The sequence below is a fragment of the Pseudomonas sp. EL_65y_Pfl1_R83 genome (assembly GCF_963970695.1).
Classification (GTDB): Bacteria; Pseudomonadota; Gammaproteobacteria; order Pseudomonadales; family Pseudomonadaceae; genus Aquipseudomonas; species Aquipseudomonas tritici.
The window spans coordinates 31,665-48,278 of the sequence record NZ_CAXAQI010000015.1 but is presented as its reverse complement, the minus strand read 5'-3'; the positions used below and the strand labels follow the sequence as shown (position 1 = coordinate 48,278).

Sequence of the window (16,614 nt, the reverse complement as noted above, 5' to 3'; positions counted from 1 at the left end):
CGGCATTACCGGTCATTGATCATCAAAATACCGCTCATGCCAATCCACCAGCGGCTGGGGTGAATTGAGCTTCTGCCCGTAGATCACCGAATAAGACAGCACGTTCTGCACATACTGGCGGGTTTCGTCGAACGGGATGCTTTCTACCCACACGTCGAAGCTCAAGTGATCGGCACCGCGCAGCCATTGGCGCACGCGGCCGGGGCCGGCGTTGTAGGCGGCGGAGGCGAGGACGCGGTTGCCGTTGAACTGGCTGTGCACCTGGCTCAGGTAAGCCGCGCCGAGCTGGATGTTTTTGTCCGGGTCCAGCACCTGGGCCGGGGAGGCCAGGGGGATGCTGAACTTGCGCGCAGTTTCCTTGGCGGTGCCGGGCATCAGTTGCATCAGGCCGCTGGCCCCGACGCCGGAGCGGGCGTCATCCATGAAGGCGCTTTCCTGGCGAGTGATGGCGAATATCCAGCTCGAATGCAGGCCGCGTACCTTGGCCTCACGCACCAGGGTGTCGCGGTGGGCCATCGGGAAGCGGATGTCCAGGTCGTCCCAGTACTTCGCCTGACTGATGGTACGGATGGCCGGGAAGTACCACTTCATGTCGTAGGCCAGCTTGGCCTGGGCGACCATTTCGTCACGGTTGAAGTGACGGGTGACGTGGTACCACTCGCGGCGGCCATCGACGATCTGGCCGCGCGCATAGAACTCCAGGGCACGGCGCACGCCAGGCGTGTTGCGCACCTTGTTGACCAACGCCTTGCTCATCACCAGTGGCTTGTTGTTCAGCTGGTAGGGCGCCTTGGAGCGGTCAGCGGCGAGAAAACCGTAGAAATCCCGCTCCCGCGACAGGTTCTTGTACAAGACCAGTGCTTGGGGGTTTTTCGGCTCGGCCAGCTCCAGGCTACGGGCCTGCCAGTAGCGCCAGCGGTTGGTGGTCGCCAGGTCTTGTGGGAGTTTGCGAGTCAACTGATAGGCATCTTCCCAGCGGGCCAGGCGCAACAGTAGGCGCAGGCGCCATTCGGAGACGGTGTTGTCGCGCAACTCAGGGTCGTACTTGGTCATTACTTCAAGCGCACGTGGGTCGAAGCGCTTGGCAAGGGTCAGGCCGATCTCTCGAGCGATCGACACTTTTTCGTCACGGGAGAAGTGCATGCTGCTGGCGTAGCCGTCGAGCAGGGTCATGGCCTTGTCCGGATCCTTGCGTGCCAGGCGTCGCAGGCCCAGCCCCACGGCGTCAGACATGGCCTCGGTGGCCGGCAGGAAGCGTGATGGGTCGCTGAGCATGTCGGGCTTTTGCGCCACATCCACCATCAAGCGGCCTTGGACGCCGAGGGTGGGCAGGGTTTTCACCAGGCTGTTGGCCAGTGCGTAGTTGCGCGCTTCGGCGGCGAGCTTGGCGCGGTCCCAGATTTTCTGTTCGGTGAGTTGGCCGTCAGCCGCCCATTGCCCGAAGGTGACATCGCAGGCCGCCGGTCGGGACTTGCCGGTCATCCAGAGTTTTTCGGCAGTCTTGTAGCCTTCGGCTTTCAGATTGTGGGTGAGCTGGTACTGGCCATGCAGGCAGTCCAGTTCGACAAAATTGAGCTTGGCGTCGTAATACTTTTCAAACGTCTGCCAGTCGTCACGTTCGGCCAGCCAACGCAACCAGCGCAGCTTCATCCAGTTGGCCTGGGGCAGGTCGCCGTTTTTGGCGAGGAACTGTTCGATTTCCTGGTTACTCGCGTTTTTCAGGCGGGCGGTCAGTTCGTCGTAGGCCAGGTAGGGCGTCAGCGGATAGTCCGCCAGGGCCTGGCTGTATTGCATGTAGGGTCCGGTATCGCCCTTGGCCAGGGCGCGTTTGGCTTCATCGTAATATTGACGTTGGGTGGTGAGGTCCACGGCCTGGGCGGATTGAGCGGCGGTGGCGGAAAGAAGCAGGCAAGATAAAAAGTTGAAAAGGCGACTGCGCATGAGACGTCCGTGCAGAGAAATCACGACTAGCACCGGCATCGCCGACACTGATTGCCCCTAGCTTAGCCTTTTGCCCGCGACCGTTGAAAGCTTTGCAGGCCGGTTGGATCAAGTTCGTGGGAAATGTCCTACAGAACGTGTCGGCAGCGAAAATGCCAGCCGCATCCCACCCTCAACTCAGGTAGAATGCGCGCCCAGTTTTTGGAGAAGCGTATGACCCTGCTCAAATTCAGCGATGTGTCCCTTGCTTTCGGCGCTATGCCGTTGTTGGACAAGGTGTCCTGGCAGATCGCCCGTGGTGAGCGGGTGTGCATCATCGGCCGCAACGGCACCGGCAAATCCAGCATGATGAAGCTGGTAAAAGGCGACCAGAAGCCCGATGACGGCTCTGTTTGGCGCGCTCCGGGCCTCAAGATTGGCGAATTGCCGCAAGAATTGCCAGTGGCCGACGGACGGACAGTGTTCGACGTGGTTGCCGAAGGCCTGGATGGCGTGGGCGAGTTGCTCGCGCAATACCATCACCTGGCGCAGAACTGTGTCACCGAAGAAGACCTGGACAAGCTGATGCACGTCCAGCAAGACCTCGAAGCCCGTGACGGCTGGCGCTTGCAGCAACTGGTCGACAGCACCTTGAGCCGCCTGCAACTGCCGGCCGACAAGACCCTCGCCGAGTTGTCCGGCGGCTGGCGTCGTCGCGTGTTGCTGGCCCAGGCCCTGGTGTCCGAGCCGGACCTGCTACTGCTCGACGAACCGACCAACCACCTGGACATCGGCGCCATCGCCTGGCTGGAAGAAGCCATCAAGGATTTCCAGGGCGCCGTGCTGTTTATCACGCACGACCGTGCCTTCCTGCAAAGTCTGGCCACGCGCATCCTCGAACTGGACCGTGGCGGCCTGATCGACTGGAACGGCGACTACGCCAGCTTCCTGGTGCACAAAGAGGCCTCTCTGGCGGCTGAAGAAACCGCCAACGCGCTGTTCGACAAAAAACTGGCCCAGGAAGAAGTCTGGATCCGCCAAGGCATCAAGGCGCGCCGCACCCGTAACGAAGGCCGCGTACGCGCCCTCAAAGCCCTGCGCGTTGAGCGCAGCGAGCGTCGTGAGCGCACCGGCAAGGCCAACATCCAGCTGGACACCGCCGACAAGTCGGGCAAGCAGGTAATGGTCCTCGATAACGTGAGCTTCGCGCACCCGGGCGGCCCGTTCCTGATCAAGGACTTCTCGATGGTCCTGGCGCGCGGCGACCGTATCGGTCTGCTGGGTGCCAACGGTACCGGCAAGACCACCTTGCTCAAGCTGATGCTCAATGGTCTGCAGCCGACCAGCGGCAGCGTGGAAGAGGGCACGCGCATCGACGTGGCCTACTTCGACCAGTTGCGCCATCAGTTGGACCTGGAAAAGACCGTGATCGACAACGTCGCCGAAGGTCGCGACTTTATCGACATCGACGGCCAGAGCCGGCACGTACTCAGTTACCTGGGCGACTTCCTGTTCAGCCCGCAACGTGCGCGTACACCCGTGAAAGCCTTGTCCGGTGGCGAGCGTGCGCGCCTGCTGCTGGCCAAGCTGTTCAGCAAGCCGGCCAACCTGCTGGTACTCGACGAACCGACCAACGACCTCGACGTGGAGACCCTCGAGCTGTTGGAAGAAGTCCTGCTGACCTTCAACGGCACTGTGCTGATGGTAAGCCACGACCGGGCATTCCTCGACAACGTGGTCACCAGCACCCTGGTCTTCGAAGGTGAAGGCAAGGTGCGTGAATATGTCGGTGGTTACCAGGACTGGCTGCGCCAGGGCGGCTCGCCGCGTCTGTTGGGCGTGACCGAGAGCAAGTCCGGCAAGGCCGACTTGACCTCTGCCGTCGTTGCTCCGGTGGCCGCTGCTGCACCCGCTCAGGAAGCCGCACCGGCGGCCAAGAAAAAACTCAGCTACAAACTGCAGCGTGAGTTGGAAGCCTTGCCAGCGGATATCGAAGCCAAGGAAAAGCAGATTGCGGCAATAGAAGCAGACATGGCTGACGCGGGTTTCTACCTGCGTCCGGCGGCGGAAACTGCCAAGGTCATCGCTTCCCTGGAAACCTTGAACCAAGAGCTGGAAGTGTTGGTTGAGCGTTGGGCTGAGCTGGACGCCTGAGTGATTCCAATGCATTAAAAAACCCGGTGTTCACTTAGGTGAGCACCGGGTTTTTTATAGGGGAATACAGTTAAATGTGGGAGCTGGCTTGCCTGCGATAGCAGTCTGTCAGTTGATACACCTGGCGACTGACACACCGCTATCGCAGGCAAGCCAGCTCCCACAGTTGATTTTCAGTGTTCTTAGGAGCTCTTCACCAGTTTCACCGCCAATACATCGCACGGCGCGCCGTGCAGTACATCATTGGCAGTAGAACCCAGCAACAACGCCAAACCGTGCCGGCCATGGCTGCCCACCACGATCAAGTCGCAAGCCTTTTCCTTGGCCAAGTGGTGGATTTCCTGGCGCGGTTGGCCGTATGTCAGGTGGCAGTCTTCCTTTTTCAGGTGCGGGTATTTGAGAATCAAACGGTCCAGGCGCTCCTTGGCCTGGTCAAATTGTTGTTGCTGCAACTGGGAAAGGTCCATCGGCACGTCACCGCCAAAGGCCATGGCCATGGGCTCGACGATATGCACCAGCGACAGTATGGCGCCATTGGCCAACGCAGATTCCTGCGCGCGCTTGATCACCGGATCGCACTCTTCGGTCAGATCGACAGCGACCAGAATATGTTTGTAGGGCATGAGGCGTTCCTCCAAGGGACTGCAATAAATTCAGTATGGCTGCTTTCAAGCGGATGCGGTTGCGTCAGGTCAAATCCGCTCATCTAGAAATTCGGGAGTACACATATGACGGTCTGGATAGTGGTGTCAATCCTTGTGGTGGTTCTGAGCCCTCTGGCATGGCTGCGCCCGTCGCGCCATCAGAGCGGGCGCATGGCCCTGCGCATGGAGGCGCGCCGCATCGGCATGGCCATGCAACTGTCGCCCCAGGCGTGGCCGCACTGGCTAAAGCATGAGCCGCCGAGCCCGTGCGCGCAGTATTGCCGGCCACGGCGCGGCAGCACGCCGGCGCTCTGGAGCTATTGGCAGTTGGAACCAGGGGTATGGGTGAATCAGTGGCGTGAAGTGTGCGTCGATGAAAAGTTGTTGCCGTATTTTGCGAAGCTGCCGGACAACGTCTACAAGATCGAGGCCGACAAGCAAATGATCGCCCTGTATTGGGGCGAGAAGGGCGACGCGAGCGTCCTGAAGGAGATTGATACGCTGCTTAAAGCCCTGGCCTGATAAACAGCCGGCCATAAAAAGCCCGACATCTCATCGGGCTGGAGTTGGCCAGGCAGGCCGGTAATCTGTGTTTTCCGCGTCGGATGTTCATCCAGGCGCGTTACGGTTGTCGCTAGCCTAGCGGCATATCCCATTCTGTGCAGCCTTTTCCCGTATGTTTTCTATTATTGATTGAGTGAATAGCTGAATATTGACGGGTTGCGGGTCTATGACTCGGGTTCTGAAATGACTGGAAAGTCGCGTTTTTCCTAGCCTTTCGAGCGATTGACAATTGCCCGGAATTGGATGAAGGTGGCATACCCAAATCAAACGGGCGTATGAATTGAGCGTTTGTCTGTCAGACGACTCATACAGAATCCCGACTATCGCATTGGCGGGTGTGCCTGGCGGATGGGCTTTAACATTGACGAAATCATCAATGCTCACGCCGTTTCGCCAGCGTTCAATGTGTACTGTTCAGCTTCCATATCGTGGAGATCAGTTGATGATTTACGAAGGTAAAGCCATCACGGTTAAGGCTCTTGAAAGTGGCATCGTCGAATTGAAATTCGACCTCAAGGGTGAGTCCGTCAACAAGTTCAACCGTCTAACCCTGAATGAACTGCGTCAGGCCGTAGACGCCATCAAGGCTGATGCATCGATCAAAGGTGTGATCGTCTCCAGCGGCAAGGACGTGTTTATCGTCGGCGCTGACATCACCGAATTCGTCGAGAACTTCAAGCTGCCCGATGCCGAGCTGGTGGCTGGCAACCTCGAAGCCAACAAGATTTTCAGTGATTTCGAAGACCTCAACGTACCGACCGTCGCCGCGATCAATGGCATCGCGTTGGGCGGTGGCCTGGAAATGTGCCTGGCAGCGGACTTCCGCGTCATGTCGGCCACTGCCAAAATCGGCCTGCCTGAAGTCAAACTGGGCATCTACCCAGGTTTCGGCGGCACCGTACGCTTGCCGCGCCTGATCGGTGCCGACAACGCCATCGAGTGGATCGCCGCCGGCAAGGAAAACCGTGCTGAAGACGCGCTGAAAGTCGGTGCCGTCGACGCCGTGGTTGCCCCGGACAAACTGGCCGAAGCGGCACTGAGCCTGATCAAGGGCGCCATCAGTGGCGAGTTTGACTACAAGGCCAAGCGTCAGCCGAAGCTGGAAAAGCTCAAGCTCAACGCCATCGAACAAATGATGTCGTTCGAAACCGCCAAAGGTTTTGTGGCTGGCCAGGCCGGCCCGAACTACCCGGCGCCGGTTGAAGCGATCAAGACCATCCAGAAGGCCGCGAACTTCGGTCGCGACAAAGCCCTGGAAGTGGAAGCGGCAGGCTTCGTCAAACTGGCGAAAACCTCGGCGGCCCAGAGCCTGATCGGCCTGTTCCTGAACGACCAGGAGTTGAAGAAAAAGGCCAAGGCCTACGACGAAATCGCCAAGGACGTGAACCAGGCTGCCGTACTCGGCGCCGGTATCATGGGCGGCGGTATCGCCTATCAATCGGCGTCCAAAGGCACGCCGATCCTGATGAAAGACATCAACGAACATGGCATCGAGCAAGGCCTGGCGGAAGCCGCCAAGCTGCTGGTCGGCCGCGTGGACAAAGGTCGCATGACCGCCGCGAAGATGGCTGAAGTGCTTAACGGCATTCGTCCTACGCTGTCCTATGGCGATTTCGGCCACGTCGACCTGGTGGTTGAAGCGGTTGTCGAGAACCCGAAGGTCAAGCAAGCCGTACTGGCAGAAGTGGAAGCCCAGGTTAAGGACGACACCATCCTGGCCTCGAACACCTCGACTATTTCCATCAGCTTGTTGGCCAAGGCCCTCAAGCGTCCGGAAAACTTCGTGGGCATGCACTTCTTCAACCCGGTGCACATGATGCCGCTGGTGGAAGTGATCCGTGGCGAGAAATCCAGCGAGCAGGCTGTTGCCACCACCGTTGCCTACGCCAAGAAAATGGGTAAGAACCCGATCGTAGTGAATGACTGCCCGGGCTTCCTGGTCAACCGCGTGCTGTTCCCGTACTTCGGCGGTTTCGCCAAGTTGGTCAGCGCCGGTGTGGACTTTGTGCGCATTGACAAAGTCATGGAAAAATTCGGCTGGCCAATGGGCCCGGCGTACCTGATGGACGTGGTCGGCATCGACACTGGCCACCACGGTCGTGACGTAATGGCTGAAGGCTTCCCGGACCGCATGAAAGACGACCGCCGTTCGGCGATCGACGCGCTCTACGAAGCCAAGCGCCTGGGCCAGAAGAACGGCAAGGGCTTCTACGCCTACGAGGCCGACAAGAAGGGCAAGCAGAAGAAAGTGGCCGACCCGTCGGTGCACGAAGTGCTGGCTCCGGTCATCTACGAACAGCGTGAGGTGTCGGACGAAGACATTATCAACTGGATGATGATCGCCCTGTGCCTGGAAACCGTGCGCTGCCTGGAAGATGGCATCGTCGAAACCGCCGCCGAAGCCGATATGGGCCTGGTGTACGGTATTGGTTTCCCTCCATTCCGTGGTGGTGCGCTGCGTTACATCGACTCGATCGGTGTGGCCGAGTTCGTTGCCCTGGCTGATCAGTACGCTGATTTGGGCCCGCTGTACCACCCGACCGCGAAGCTGCGTGAAATGGCCAAAAATGGCCAGAGCTTCTTCGGTTAAGCGCCCAGACGACTAGAGCGAGAATATTTATGAGCTTGAATCCAAGAGACGTGGTGATTGTCGACTTCGGTCGCACGCCGATGGGCCGCTCCAAGGGCGGCATGCACCGCAATACCCGTGCCGAAGACATGTCGGCGCACCTGATCAGCAAATTGCTGGAACGTAACGTCAAGGTTGACCCGAACGAAGTCGAAGACGTGATCTGGGGCTGTGTCAACCAGACGCTGGAGCAGGGCTGGAACATCGCGCGCATGGCGTCGCTGATGACCCAGATCCCGCACACCGCGGCCGGCCAGACCGTGAGCCGCCTGTGTGGCTCGTCGATGAGCGCGCTGCACACTGCCGCCCAGGCAATTATGACCGGCAACGGTGATGTGTTCGTGGTCGGTGGCGTGGAGCATATGGGCCACGTCAGCATGATGCACGGCGTCGACCCTAACCCGCACATGTCGCTGTACGCAGCAAAAGCCTCGGGCATGATGGGTTTGACTGCGGAAATGCTTGGCAAAATGCACGGCATTACCCGTGAAGCCCAGGACGCGTTCGGCGTGCGTTCCCACCAACTCGCTCACAAGGCGACCGTGGAAGGCAAGTTCAAGGATGAAATCATCCCGATGAACGGCTACGACGAGAACGGTTTCCTGAAATTGTTCGACTATGACGAAACCATTCGCCCGGACACCACCCTGGAAAGCCTGGCGGCCCTCAAGCCTGCCTTCAATCCAAAGGGCGGCACCGTGACAGCCGGTACGTCGTCGCAAATCACCGACGGTGCTTCGTGCATGATCGTGATGTCGGCGCAGCGTGCCCAGGACCTGGGTATTCAGCCGCTGGCCGTGATCCGTTCGATGGCGGTGGCGGGTGTGGACCCGGCGATCATGGGCTATGGTCCAGTACCGGCCACACAAAAAGCCTTGAAGCGCGCAGGCCTGACTATCTCCGATATCGACTTCTTCGAGCTCAACGAAGCTTTCGCCGCACAGGCCCTGCCAGTGCTGAAAGATTTGAAAGTGCTCGACAAGATGAACGAGAAGGTTAACCTGCATGGCGGTGCGATTGCCCTGGGCCACCCGTTCGGTTGCTCCGGTGCGCGTATCTCCGGCACTTTGCTTAACGTGATGAAGCAAAATGGCGGCAACCTCGGGGTTGCAACCATGTGCATTGGTCTCGGCCAAGGCATTTCGACCGTCTTCGAACGCGTTTAAGCGTTGGGTTGACGGAAGCCGGGGCCCAGTGCCCCGGTTTTTGTTTTTTGGAATTTTTAATATTTTTTTTTCAACACATTTTGTAAGAGGGCCAGAGCATGAAAGTCGAACCAGGGCTCTACCAACATTATAAAGGTCCGCAGTACCGTGTTTTTAATGTGGCACGGCATTCCGAGACTGAAGAAGAAGTGGTGTTTTACCAAGCACTGTATGGCGATTACGGCTTTTGGGTGCGCCCATTGAGCATGTTCCTGGAGAGCGTCGAAGTTGACGGCGAGCAGGTCCCGCGCTTTGCTCTGGTCCAGGCCGAACCGAGTCTTTTTTTCGGGCAATAACGGCAGGTCGCGCAGAATGCTGCGCTTGACCTCACCTTGTTGCCACTATATATAGCGTTGCCGCGACAGGCGCCAACTGCCTTTCTTTTCTCGAATTCAGGAATTTTCCGATCCATGGGCAAATCGCTGGTCATTGTGGAATCCCCGGCTAAGGCCAAGACCATCAACAAGTACTTGGGCAACGAGTACGTGGTGAAGTCGAGTATCGGCCATATCCGAGACCTGCCCACCAGCGGTTCGGCTAGCGCCAGCAAGGAGCCTGCCGCCAAGCGCGGCAAGGCGGCCGCGGGCGAAGGTCCGGTGCTCACGCCTAAAGAGAAAGCGCGCAAGCAACTGGTCTCGCGCATGGGTGTGGACCCGGATCATGGCTGGAAGGCCAAGTACGAAATCCTTCCAGGCAAGGAAAAGGTCATTGAGGAGCTGCGCCGGCTCGCCAAGGATGCTGACACCATCTATCTCGCGACGGACTTGGACCGCGAAGGGGAAGCCATTGCCTGGCACCTGCGGGAAGCCATCGGCGGTGATGACAGCCGCTACAAGCGCGTGGTGTTCAACGAAATCACCAAGAAAGCCATCCAGGAAGCCTTCTCCAAGCCGGGCGAGCTGGATATCGACCGCGTCAACGCCCAGCAGGCCCGGCGTTTCCTCGACCGCGTCGTGGGCTATATGGTCTCGCCGCTGCTGTGGGCGAAGATCGCCCGTGGCTTGTCCGCTGGCCGTGTGCAATCGGTTGCGGTAAAGCTGGTGGTGGAGCGTGAGCGCGAAATCCGTGCGTTCAACCCCGAAGAGTATTGGGAAGTGCACGCCGACCTCGGCACTGCCAAGGGCGCCAATGTGCGCTTTGAAGTGGCCCGTGAGAAAGGCGAGGCCTTCAAGCCGCTGAACGAAGCCCAGGCCATGGCCGCGCTGGAAAAGCTCAAGGCTTCCAGCTACAGCATCGTCAAGCGTGAAGACAAACCGACCAGCAGCAAGCCGTCGGCACCGTTCATCACCTCCACCCTGCAGCAGGCCGCGAGCAACCGCCTGGGCTTTGGCGTGAAGAAAACCATGATGATGGCCCAGCGTCTTTACGAGGCCGGCTACATCACTTATATGCGTACTGACTCCACCAACCTGTCGCAAGACGCGGTGGCCATGGCGCGTACTTATATTGAAACCGAGTTCGGCAAGAAGTACCTGCCGGAGAAGCCGAACGTCTACAGCAGCAAGGAAGGCGCACAGGAGGCTCACGAAGCGATTCGTCCTTCCGACGCCAACACTGAGCCGAGCAAGCTGAGCGGCATGGAGCGCGACGCTGAGCGCCTCTACGAGCTGATCTGGCGCCAGTTCCTGGCGTGCCAGATGCTGCCGGCGCAATACCTGTCCACCACCGTGAGCGTGGGCGCTGGTGACTTCGAGCTGCGTGCCAAGGGGCGTATCCTCAAGTTCGACGGCTATACCCGTGTGATGCCGCAGATCGCCAAGCCTGGCGATGACGAAGTGCTGCCGGATATGGCTCAGGGCGATACGCTGAAGCTGATCAAGCTCGACCCGTCCCAGCATTTCACCAAGCCGCCGGCGCGTTATTCGGAAGCCAGCCTGGTGAAAGAGATGGAGAAGCGCGGTATCGGTCGTCCTTCGACCTATGCAGCGATCATCTCGACCATCCAGGACCGTGGCTACGTTGCGCTGCATAACCGTCGTTTCTACTCGGAAAAGATGGGCGATATCGTCACTGAGCGCCTGTCCGAGAGCTTCTCGAACCTCATGGACTATGGCTTCACCGCCGGCATGGAAGAGAACCTCGATGACGTGGCCCAGGGCGAACGTGACTGGAAAAATGTGCTGGACGAGTTTTACGGCGACTTCAAGAAGAAGCTCGAAGTAGCAGAAAGCCCTGAGAGCGGCATGCGCGCCAACCAGCCTGTGATGACCGACATCCCGTGCCTGACCTGCGGCCGCCCGATGCAAATCCGTACGGCGTCCACTGGCGTGTTCCTCGGTTGCTCGGGCTACAGCCTGCCGCCGAAAGAACGCTGCAAGGCCACCGTTAACCTGGTGCCAGGTGATGAAATCGCGGCCGACGATGAGGGTGAATCCGAGTCGTTGGTACTGCGTGGCAAGCACCGTTGCCCGATCTGCAGCACGGCGATGGACGCCTACCTGCTGGACGAGAAACACAAGCTGCACATCTGCGGTAACAACCCGGATTGCAACGGCTACGAGATCGAAGAGGGCACTTACCGCATCAAGGGCTACGAGGGTCCGAGCCTGGAATGCGACAAGTGCGGCAGTGAGATGCAGCTCAAGACCGGCCGTTTCGGCAAGTTCTTCGGTTGCACTAACCCGACCTGTAAGAACACCCGCAAACTGCTGAAAAGTGGTGACGCGGCGCCGCCGAAGATGGACCCGGTGAAGATGCCTGAACTCAAGTGCGAGAAGGTCAACGACACCTACATCCTGCGTGACGGCGCTTCGGGGCTGTTCCTGGCTGCCAGCCAGTTCCCGAAAAACCGCGAGACCCGTGCGCCGCTGGTGCTGGAGATCGTGCCGCACAAGGATGAGATCGACCCTAAGTACCACTTCCTGTGTGAAGCGCCGAAGAAGGACCCGGATGGTCGCCCAGCCGTGATCCGCTACAGCCGCAAGACCAAGGAGCAGTACGTGCAGTCGGAAGTGGACGGCAAACCGACCGGCTGGAAAGCATTCTACGACGGCGGCAAGTGGAAGGTCGAAGACAAGCGCCAGGGCGCTTGATCGACTGATCCGCTAACGACCAAGGCCGCCTGCACAGGCGGCCTTTTTTTGCGCTTGCAGTGCGCTTGGCTGATCCGTAACACTGTTAAGCCAGCATCACGCTTATTCGTTGTGGAGACTGCCGCATGGCCAACGAACTCTATACCCGTACCAATCAGAAAATTTACTTCGCGGGTTTGTCCCTGGAAGCCCTTGGCCGTGCCGAGGAAGGGAAGGAGATGAATGCCATTGCGCTCGTCCAGGCGGGGCGTGAAGCCGCGTTGTTCCACCTGTACGGTGCCTTGTTGGGGCTGTGCCATGAAATCGCCGGGTTTTACCGTCTGCCCCAGGCCGGTTCGCCGCGCGCAGAAATGATCATTAACCGCGACGTGCTCGACACAATGGCGATCCCGGAACTGGCCGAGCTGGTGGAAATGGCGCAAAGCCCCGACAGCTGGATCGCGCGCTTGCTCAAGGCGCATGCCGACATGTTCCAGCCGCCGCGTGTTCCCCACGTTCCCAAGGGTGACGTGACCCAGCCGCTGATCGTAGCGGTGGCAGTTGAAGAGAACGAACCCAAGCCGTTGAGCCGGGAAGAGTTGGAAGGCTGGCGCCAGGAGCTAAAAAAACTGGCGCTGCGCTATCGCGAAGGCCTGAGCGAGTGCTGAGAGGGCTCGATTAAAATATGGGAGCGTTGAGCTGCCGCTCCCACATTCGAATCGAGTCAGCTCTGCACCGTTCATCAAGCCGTAAAGAAACCTGTCCAGATCGTCAGCGGGGTTGGGTGGATGACTGATATAATTCCCGTCTTTCGTGGAGAACAGACTTTTATGCCGACGTCCTTTCTGGAAATTGTTGAGTTGCCTGACGGCCGAATCGAGCTGCGCCGGGCTGAGGACGAAGGTTCTCTGGTTATTCTGGATTTTTCCGAGGACGCCAAGGTGTTCCTGCAGGGCCAGCACGTGGAAGTGGCTAAAGCCATGTTGAGCGTGGGTGTACAGATGGCAGGTCGCTTGGCTGAAGGCGAACCGGAGAAAGAAGATGGGCCGCGGGTGCTTCACTGAGTCCCGGCGTTGTAGTGAGCGAGCTTGCTCGCGCAGGGCTGCGAAGCGGTCCAAAAACCGGCCACCGTAGAATATCTGATATATCGCATCAATCTATTTAGGGCCCGCTTTGCAGCCCATCGCGGGCGGTGCGACGATTCGACAAGCCCGCTCACTACACACGCCCTTCTATCAAAGGGCTGCGCGACATTTATCCCAATCGAATATTCAAGCTCTGCGCATCGCCAACGCGTGCCGCACTGATCAACTGTTGCTTGGCGGTAGCGTTCAACGGATTCAACCAGCTCACCACCGTATGGCTACGGCCCAGGCGCAAGGCTTCGCAGGTCAACTGCTGGGCACTTTGCGCACCGCGCGGTTGCAGTAACAGGATGCGCTCGCGGTTGAGGCCGGCGTCCCGCAACCAGGTCTGGGTCAGGCTGGCCGGCGGAGCGATCAGCGTCAGCCAGCGGGCGTCCTGCTCTTCGCTCAATTCGCGCAGGATCGGCGCCAGCAGGCTCAGGCAACTCCCCGCCGCACCGCGCAACGACAATTCACTGAACGCCTCAGGCTCGGCGCCCCAAGGCGCCTCGACCGTTTCCTTGAGGATGGGCGCAAGGGGTTGGGCCATGAAGGCCTCGAACAGCGACAGTTGTGTGTGTTGTGGGGTGTGGATGAGCTGCATGATGCCTCCTTTAGCGGCGAATGACGCCGACGCTCAAGCCTTCAATCACCAGGTCCTGATCTTTCAGGTTAACTTCAATCGGGGCGAACTCAGGGTTCTCGGCCAGGAGCCAGACCTTGCTGCCTTCGCGCTTGAAGCGTTTGACGGTGACTTCATCGCCGATACGGGCGACGACGATCTGGCCATTACGGGCTTCGCGGGTGGTGTGAACGGCCAGCAGGTCGCCGTCGAAGATGCCCACGTCCTTCATGCTCATGCCATGGACCCGCAACAGGTAATCGGCGCGAGGATGGAAGAAGGTCGGGTTGATGTTGCAAGATTCCTCGACGTGCTGCTGCGCCAGGATTGGCGCACCGGCGGCGACGCGACCGATGATCGGCAGGGTCGATTCGTCGGCCTTGGCTTCGAAGCCAGGGATGCGAATACCGCGTGATGCACCCGGAGTCATCTCGATCGCGCCTTTGCGAGCGAGGGCCTTAAGGTGTTCTTCGGCGGCGTTGGGGGACTTGAACCCCAGTTCCAGCGCAATTTCCGCTCGCGTCGGCGGGTAGCCGTTGTCATCGAGGCAGCGCTTGATAAAAGCCAGAATCTCAGCTTGGCGTGGCGTCAGTTTTAGCATGTTGATCGCTCTGTCTTTTTATACAGTGACTGGGATTATATACAGTGGACTGCGCTTGGCAATCATCCTTTTCTATCACTCCGCTGGACGGTCATCGGGCATGCTTCCCACAAGGCAGAGATAGCGCTGCCTACAGACCGTTAGGGATGTGATTAAATAGCGATGAACTACATGACTGCCCGGCCGGAAAGCGAACCCGCAGGCTTGACAAGACACAGTCTGAAACGTATGTTTCAAACAAGTGTTTGTCAGGCGGAGTAGCCATGGCCCAGTCGGAAACCGTTGAACGCATTCTTGATGCTGCCGAGCAATTGTTCGCGGAAAAAGGATTTGCTGAAACTTCATTGCGGCTGATCACCAGCAAGGCTGGGGTCAACCTTGCTGCAGTGAACTACCATTTTGGCTCGAAAAAGGCCCTGATCCAGGCGGTGTTCTCGCGCTTTCTGGGGCCGTTCTGCGCCAGCCTCGACCGTGAGTTGGAGCGCCGCCAGGCCAAGGCTGATCACAAGCCTACCCTCGAAGACCTGCTGGAAATCCTGGTTGAACAAGCCCTGGTGGTTCAACCGCGCAGCGGCAACGACCTGTCGATCTTCATGCGTCTGCTGGGCCTGGCGTTCAGCCAGAGCCAGGGTCACTTGCGACGTTATCTGGAAGACATGTACGGCAAGGTATTTCGTCGCTATATGTTGCTGGTCAACGAGGCCGCCCCGCGCATTCCGCCCATCGAACTGTTCTGGCGCGTGCACTTCATGCTCGGTGCCGCAGCGTTCAGCATGTCTGGGATCAAGGCATTGCGGGCTATTGCCGAGACCGATTTCGGCGTCAACACCTCCATCGAACAGGTCATGCGCCTCATGGTGCCATTCCTCGCCGCCGGCATGCGTGCCGAAACCGGCGTGACCGACCCGACCATGGCCGCCGCCCAATTGCGTCCGCGCAGTAAAACCACGCCGGCTGTCGCCAAGGTTTAACCGCCCCGGGTGTGCGAGGCCGCTTGCATCCGCTAAGCTAGCCGCCATGCCGATTTCAGCTATTTATTCGCAACCCGTTGTGCTCACCGCGCCATTCGCGCCGCGTGAGGGCAACGGGTTGCGTGCGTTATTTAAGGAAGGTTTATGACTGCTGCCCTGCAAGGTTCTTTGATGGTCGACGTTGCCGGTACCTGGCTGACGGCCGAGGACCGCCATTTGCTGCGCCAGCCTGAAGTGGGCGGCCTGATCATTTTCGCGCGTAATATCGAGCACCCGCGCCAGGTGCGTGAATTGAGCGCGGCAATTCGTGCCGTGCGCGCGGATCTGCTGCTGGCAGTCGATCAGGAAGGCGGTCGTGTACAGCGCCTGCGCCAGGGTTTTGTGCGCCTGCCGGCCATGCGTGCGCTGGCGGATAACCCGAATGCCGAGTACTTGGCCGAGCAGTGCGGTTGGGTCATGGCGACTGAAGTACTGGCCGTGGGCCTCGACCTGAGCTTCGCCCCGGTGCTCGACCTGGACTATCAACGCAGCGCAGTCGTCGGCACCCGTTCCTTCGAAGGCGACCCCGAGCGCGCCGCCGTGCTGGCCGGTGCCTTTATCCGTGGCATGAACAGCGCCGGCATGGCTGCTACAGGCAAACACTTCCCGGGCCACGGTTGGGCTGAGGCTGATTCCCACGTGGCGATTCCCAATGACGAACGTAGCCTGGAAGAGATTCGCACGAATGACCTGGTGCCGTTCGCGCGGCTGAGCAAGCAGTTGGCGGCGGTGATGCCGGCGCATGTTATTTACCCGCAGGTTGACGCTCAGCCAGCTGGCTTTTCGCGTCGATGGTTGCAGGATATTTTGCGCGGCGAATTGCAGTTTGATGGGGTGATTTTCAGCGATGACCTGTCGATGGCCGGTGCACATGTGGTCGGTGACGCGGCCAGCCGGATTGAAGCCGCGTTGACGGCTGGTTGTGATATGGGGCTGGTGTGCAATGATCGGGCGGCGGCTGAGTTGGCACTGACGGCCGCTCAGCGTATGAGGGTCACCCCATCGGCGCGCATTGCGCGGATGCGGGGGCAGGCGATTGCTTCGACGGATTACAAGCAGGATCCGCGGTGGTTGGCGGCGCTTACCGCGTTGCGGGATGCTCAGCTGGTCGGCTGAAAACCGCGTCGCGG

At 59.4% G+C, this 16,614-nt stretch carries 14 protein-coding genes; 10 read left to right on the top strand and 4 right to left on the bottom strand.

All coding sequences use genetic code 11. From position 1 onward, the window contains the following. Positions 1-12: 12 nt before the first annotated feature. Positions 13-1,941 carry a transglycosylase SLT domain-containing protein gene (locus AACY08_RS20375; RefSeq protein ID WP_339471165.1) on the bottom strand — a complete coding sequence of 643 codons (1,929 nt, stop codon included), beginning with the start codon at positions 1,939-1,941 and terminating at the stop codon, positions 13-15. A 213-nt stretch (positions 1,942-2,154) separates the two neighbouring features. On the opposite strand from AACY08_RS20375, the gene AACY08_RS20370 reads away from it, so the two are divergent. After that, on the top strand, positions 2,155-4,074 hold the full coding sequence (locus AACY08_RS20370) for an ATP-binding cassette domain-containing protein (protein WP_339471162.1): 1,920 nt from the start codon (positions 2,155-2,157) through the stop codon (positions 4,072-4,074). A gap of 182 nt (positions 4,075-4,256) precedes the next feature. Here AACY08_RS20370 and AACY08_RS20365 read toward each other — a convergent pair whose 3' ends face one another. Continuing rightward, positions 4,257-4,697: a universal stress protein gene (locus tag AACY08_RS20365; protein ID WP_049709433.1), complete on the bottom strand. Its 441-nt coding sequence runs from the start codon at positions 4,695-4,697 to the stop codon at positions 4,257-4,259. A gap of 105 nt (positions 4,698-4,802) precedes the next feature. On the opposite strand from AACY08_RS20365, the gene AACY08_RS20360 reads away from it, so the two are divergent. The 7 genes from AACY08_RS20360 to AACY08_RS20330 all read left to right on the top strand — a co-directional run bounded on the left by AACY08_RS20360 (position 4,803) and on the right by AACY08_RS20330 (position 13,191). Then, complete coding sequence (locus AACY08_RS20360; RefSeq protein WP_339471160.1) at positions 4,803-5,240, top strand: hypothetical protein; 438 nt, start codon at positions 4,803-4,805, stop codon at positions 5,238-5,240. Positions 5,241-5,724: 484 nt separating this feature from the next. Continuing rightward, entirely contained in the window at positions 5,725-7,872 is a 2,148-nt protein-coding gene (gene fadB / locus AACY08_RS20355; RefSeq protein WP_339471158.1) for a fatty acid oxidation complex subunit alpha FadB, read from the top strand. A gap of 29 nt (positions 7,873-7,901) precedes the next feature. Continuing rightward, a complete protein-coding gene (gene fadA, locus AACY08_RS20350) occupies positions 7,902-9,077 on the top strand; it encodes an acetyl-CoA C-acyltransferase FadA (RefSeq protein ID WP_026136849.1) in 1,176 nt (391 codons plus the stop codon). 98 nt (positions 9,078-9,175) lie between these two features. After that, positions 9,176-9,412, top strand: coding sequence for a DUF1653 domain-containing protein (locus tag AACY08_RS20345; RefSeq protein WP_339414871.1), 237 nt, complete (start codon positions 9,176-9,178; stop codon positions 9,410-9,412). A 114-nt stretch (positions 9,413-9,526) separates the two neighbouring features. Next, positions 9,527-12,148: a type I DNA topoisomerase gene (topA, locus tag AACY08_RS20340; protein ID WP_339471156.1), complete on the top strand. Its 2,622-nt coding sequence runs from the start codon at positions 9,527-9,529 to the stop codon at positions 12,146-12,148. A 125-nt stretch (positions 12,149-12,273) separates the two neighbouring features. After that, positions 12,274-12,795, top strand: coding sequence for a DUF6586 family protein (locus AACY08_RS20335; protein WP_339471154.1), 522 nt, complete (start codon positions 12,274-12,276; stop codon positions 12,793-12,795). 162 nt (positions 12,796-12,957) lie between these two features. Continuing rightward, positions 12,958-13,191 carry a hypothetical protein gene (locus AACY08_RS20330; protein ID WP_010212068.1) on the top strand — a complete coding sequence of 78 codons (234 nt, stop codon included), beginning with the start codon at positions 12,958-12,960 and terminating at the stop codon, positions 13,189-13,191. Between the two features lie 190 nt (positions 13,192-13,381). Here the strand turns inward: AACY08_RS20330 and sulA are convergent, their stop codons facing one another. Both sulA and lexA read right to left on the bottom strand, forming a co-directional pair. Then, positions 13,382-13,855 carry an SOS-induced cell division inhibitor SulA gene (sulA, locus tag AACY08_RS20325; protein ID WP_339471152.1) on the bottom strand — a complete coding sequence of 158 codons (474 nt, stop codon included), beginning with the start codon at positions 13,853-13,855 and terminating at the stop codon, positions 13,382-13,384. 10 nt (positions 13,856-13,865) lie between these two features. Next, positions 13,866-14,474 carry a transcriptional repressor LexA gene (gene lexA / locus AACY08_RS20320; protein WP_003172575.1) on the bottom strand — a complete coding sequence of 203 codons (609 nt, stop codon included), beginning with the start codon at positions 14,472-14,474 and terminating at the stop codon, positions 13,866-13,868. A gap of 263 nt (positions 14,475-14,737) precedes the next feature. Between lexA and AACY08_RS20315 the strand changes: the two genes are divergently transcribed. Together AACY08_RS20315 and nagZ are read left to right on the top strand one after the other, a co-directional pair. Then, positions 14,738-15,445: a TetR/AcrR family transcriptional regulator gene (locus tag AACY08_RS20315; RefSeq protein ID WP_065874839.1), complete on the top strand. Its 708-nt coding sequence runs from the start codon at positions 14,738-14,740 to the stop codon at positions 15,443-15,445. 144 nt (positions 15,446-15,589) lie between these two features. Beyond that, entirely contained in the window at positions 15,590-16,600 is a 1,011-nt protein-coding gene (nagZ, locus tag AACY08_RS20310; protein ID WP_339471150.1) for a beta-N-acetylhexosaminidase, read from the top strand. Positions 16,601-16,614: the final 14 nt, after the last annotated feature.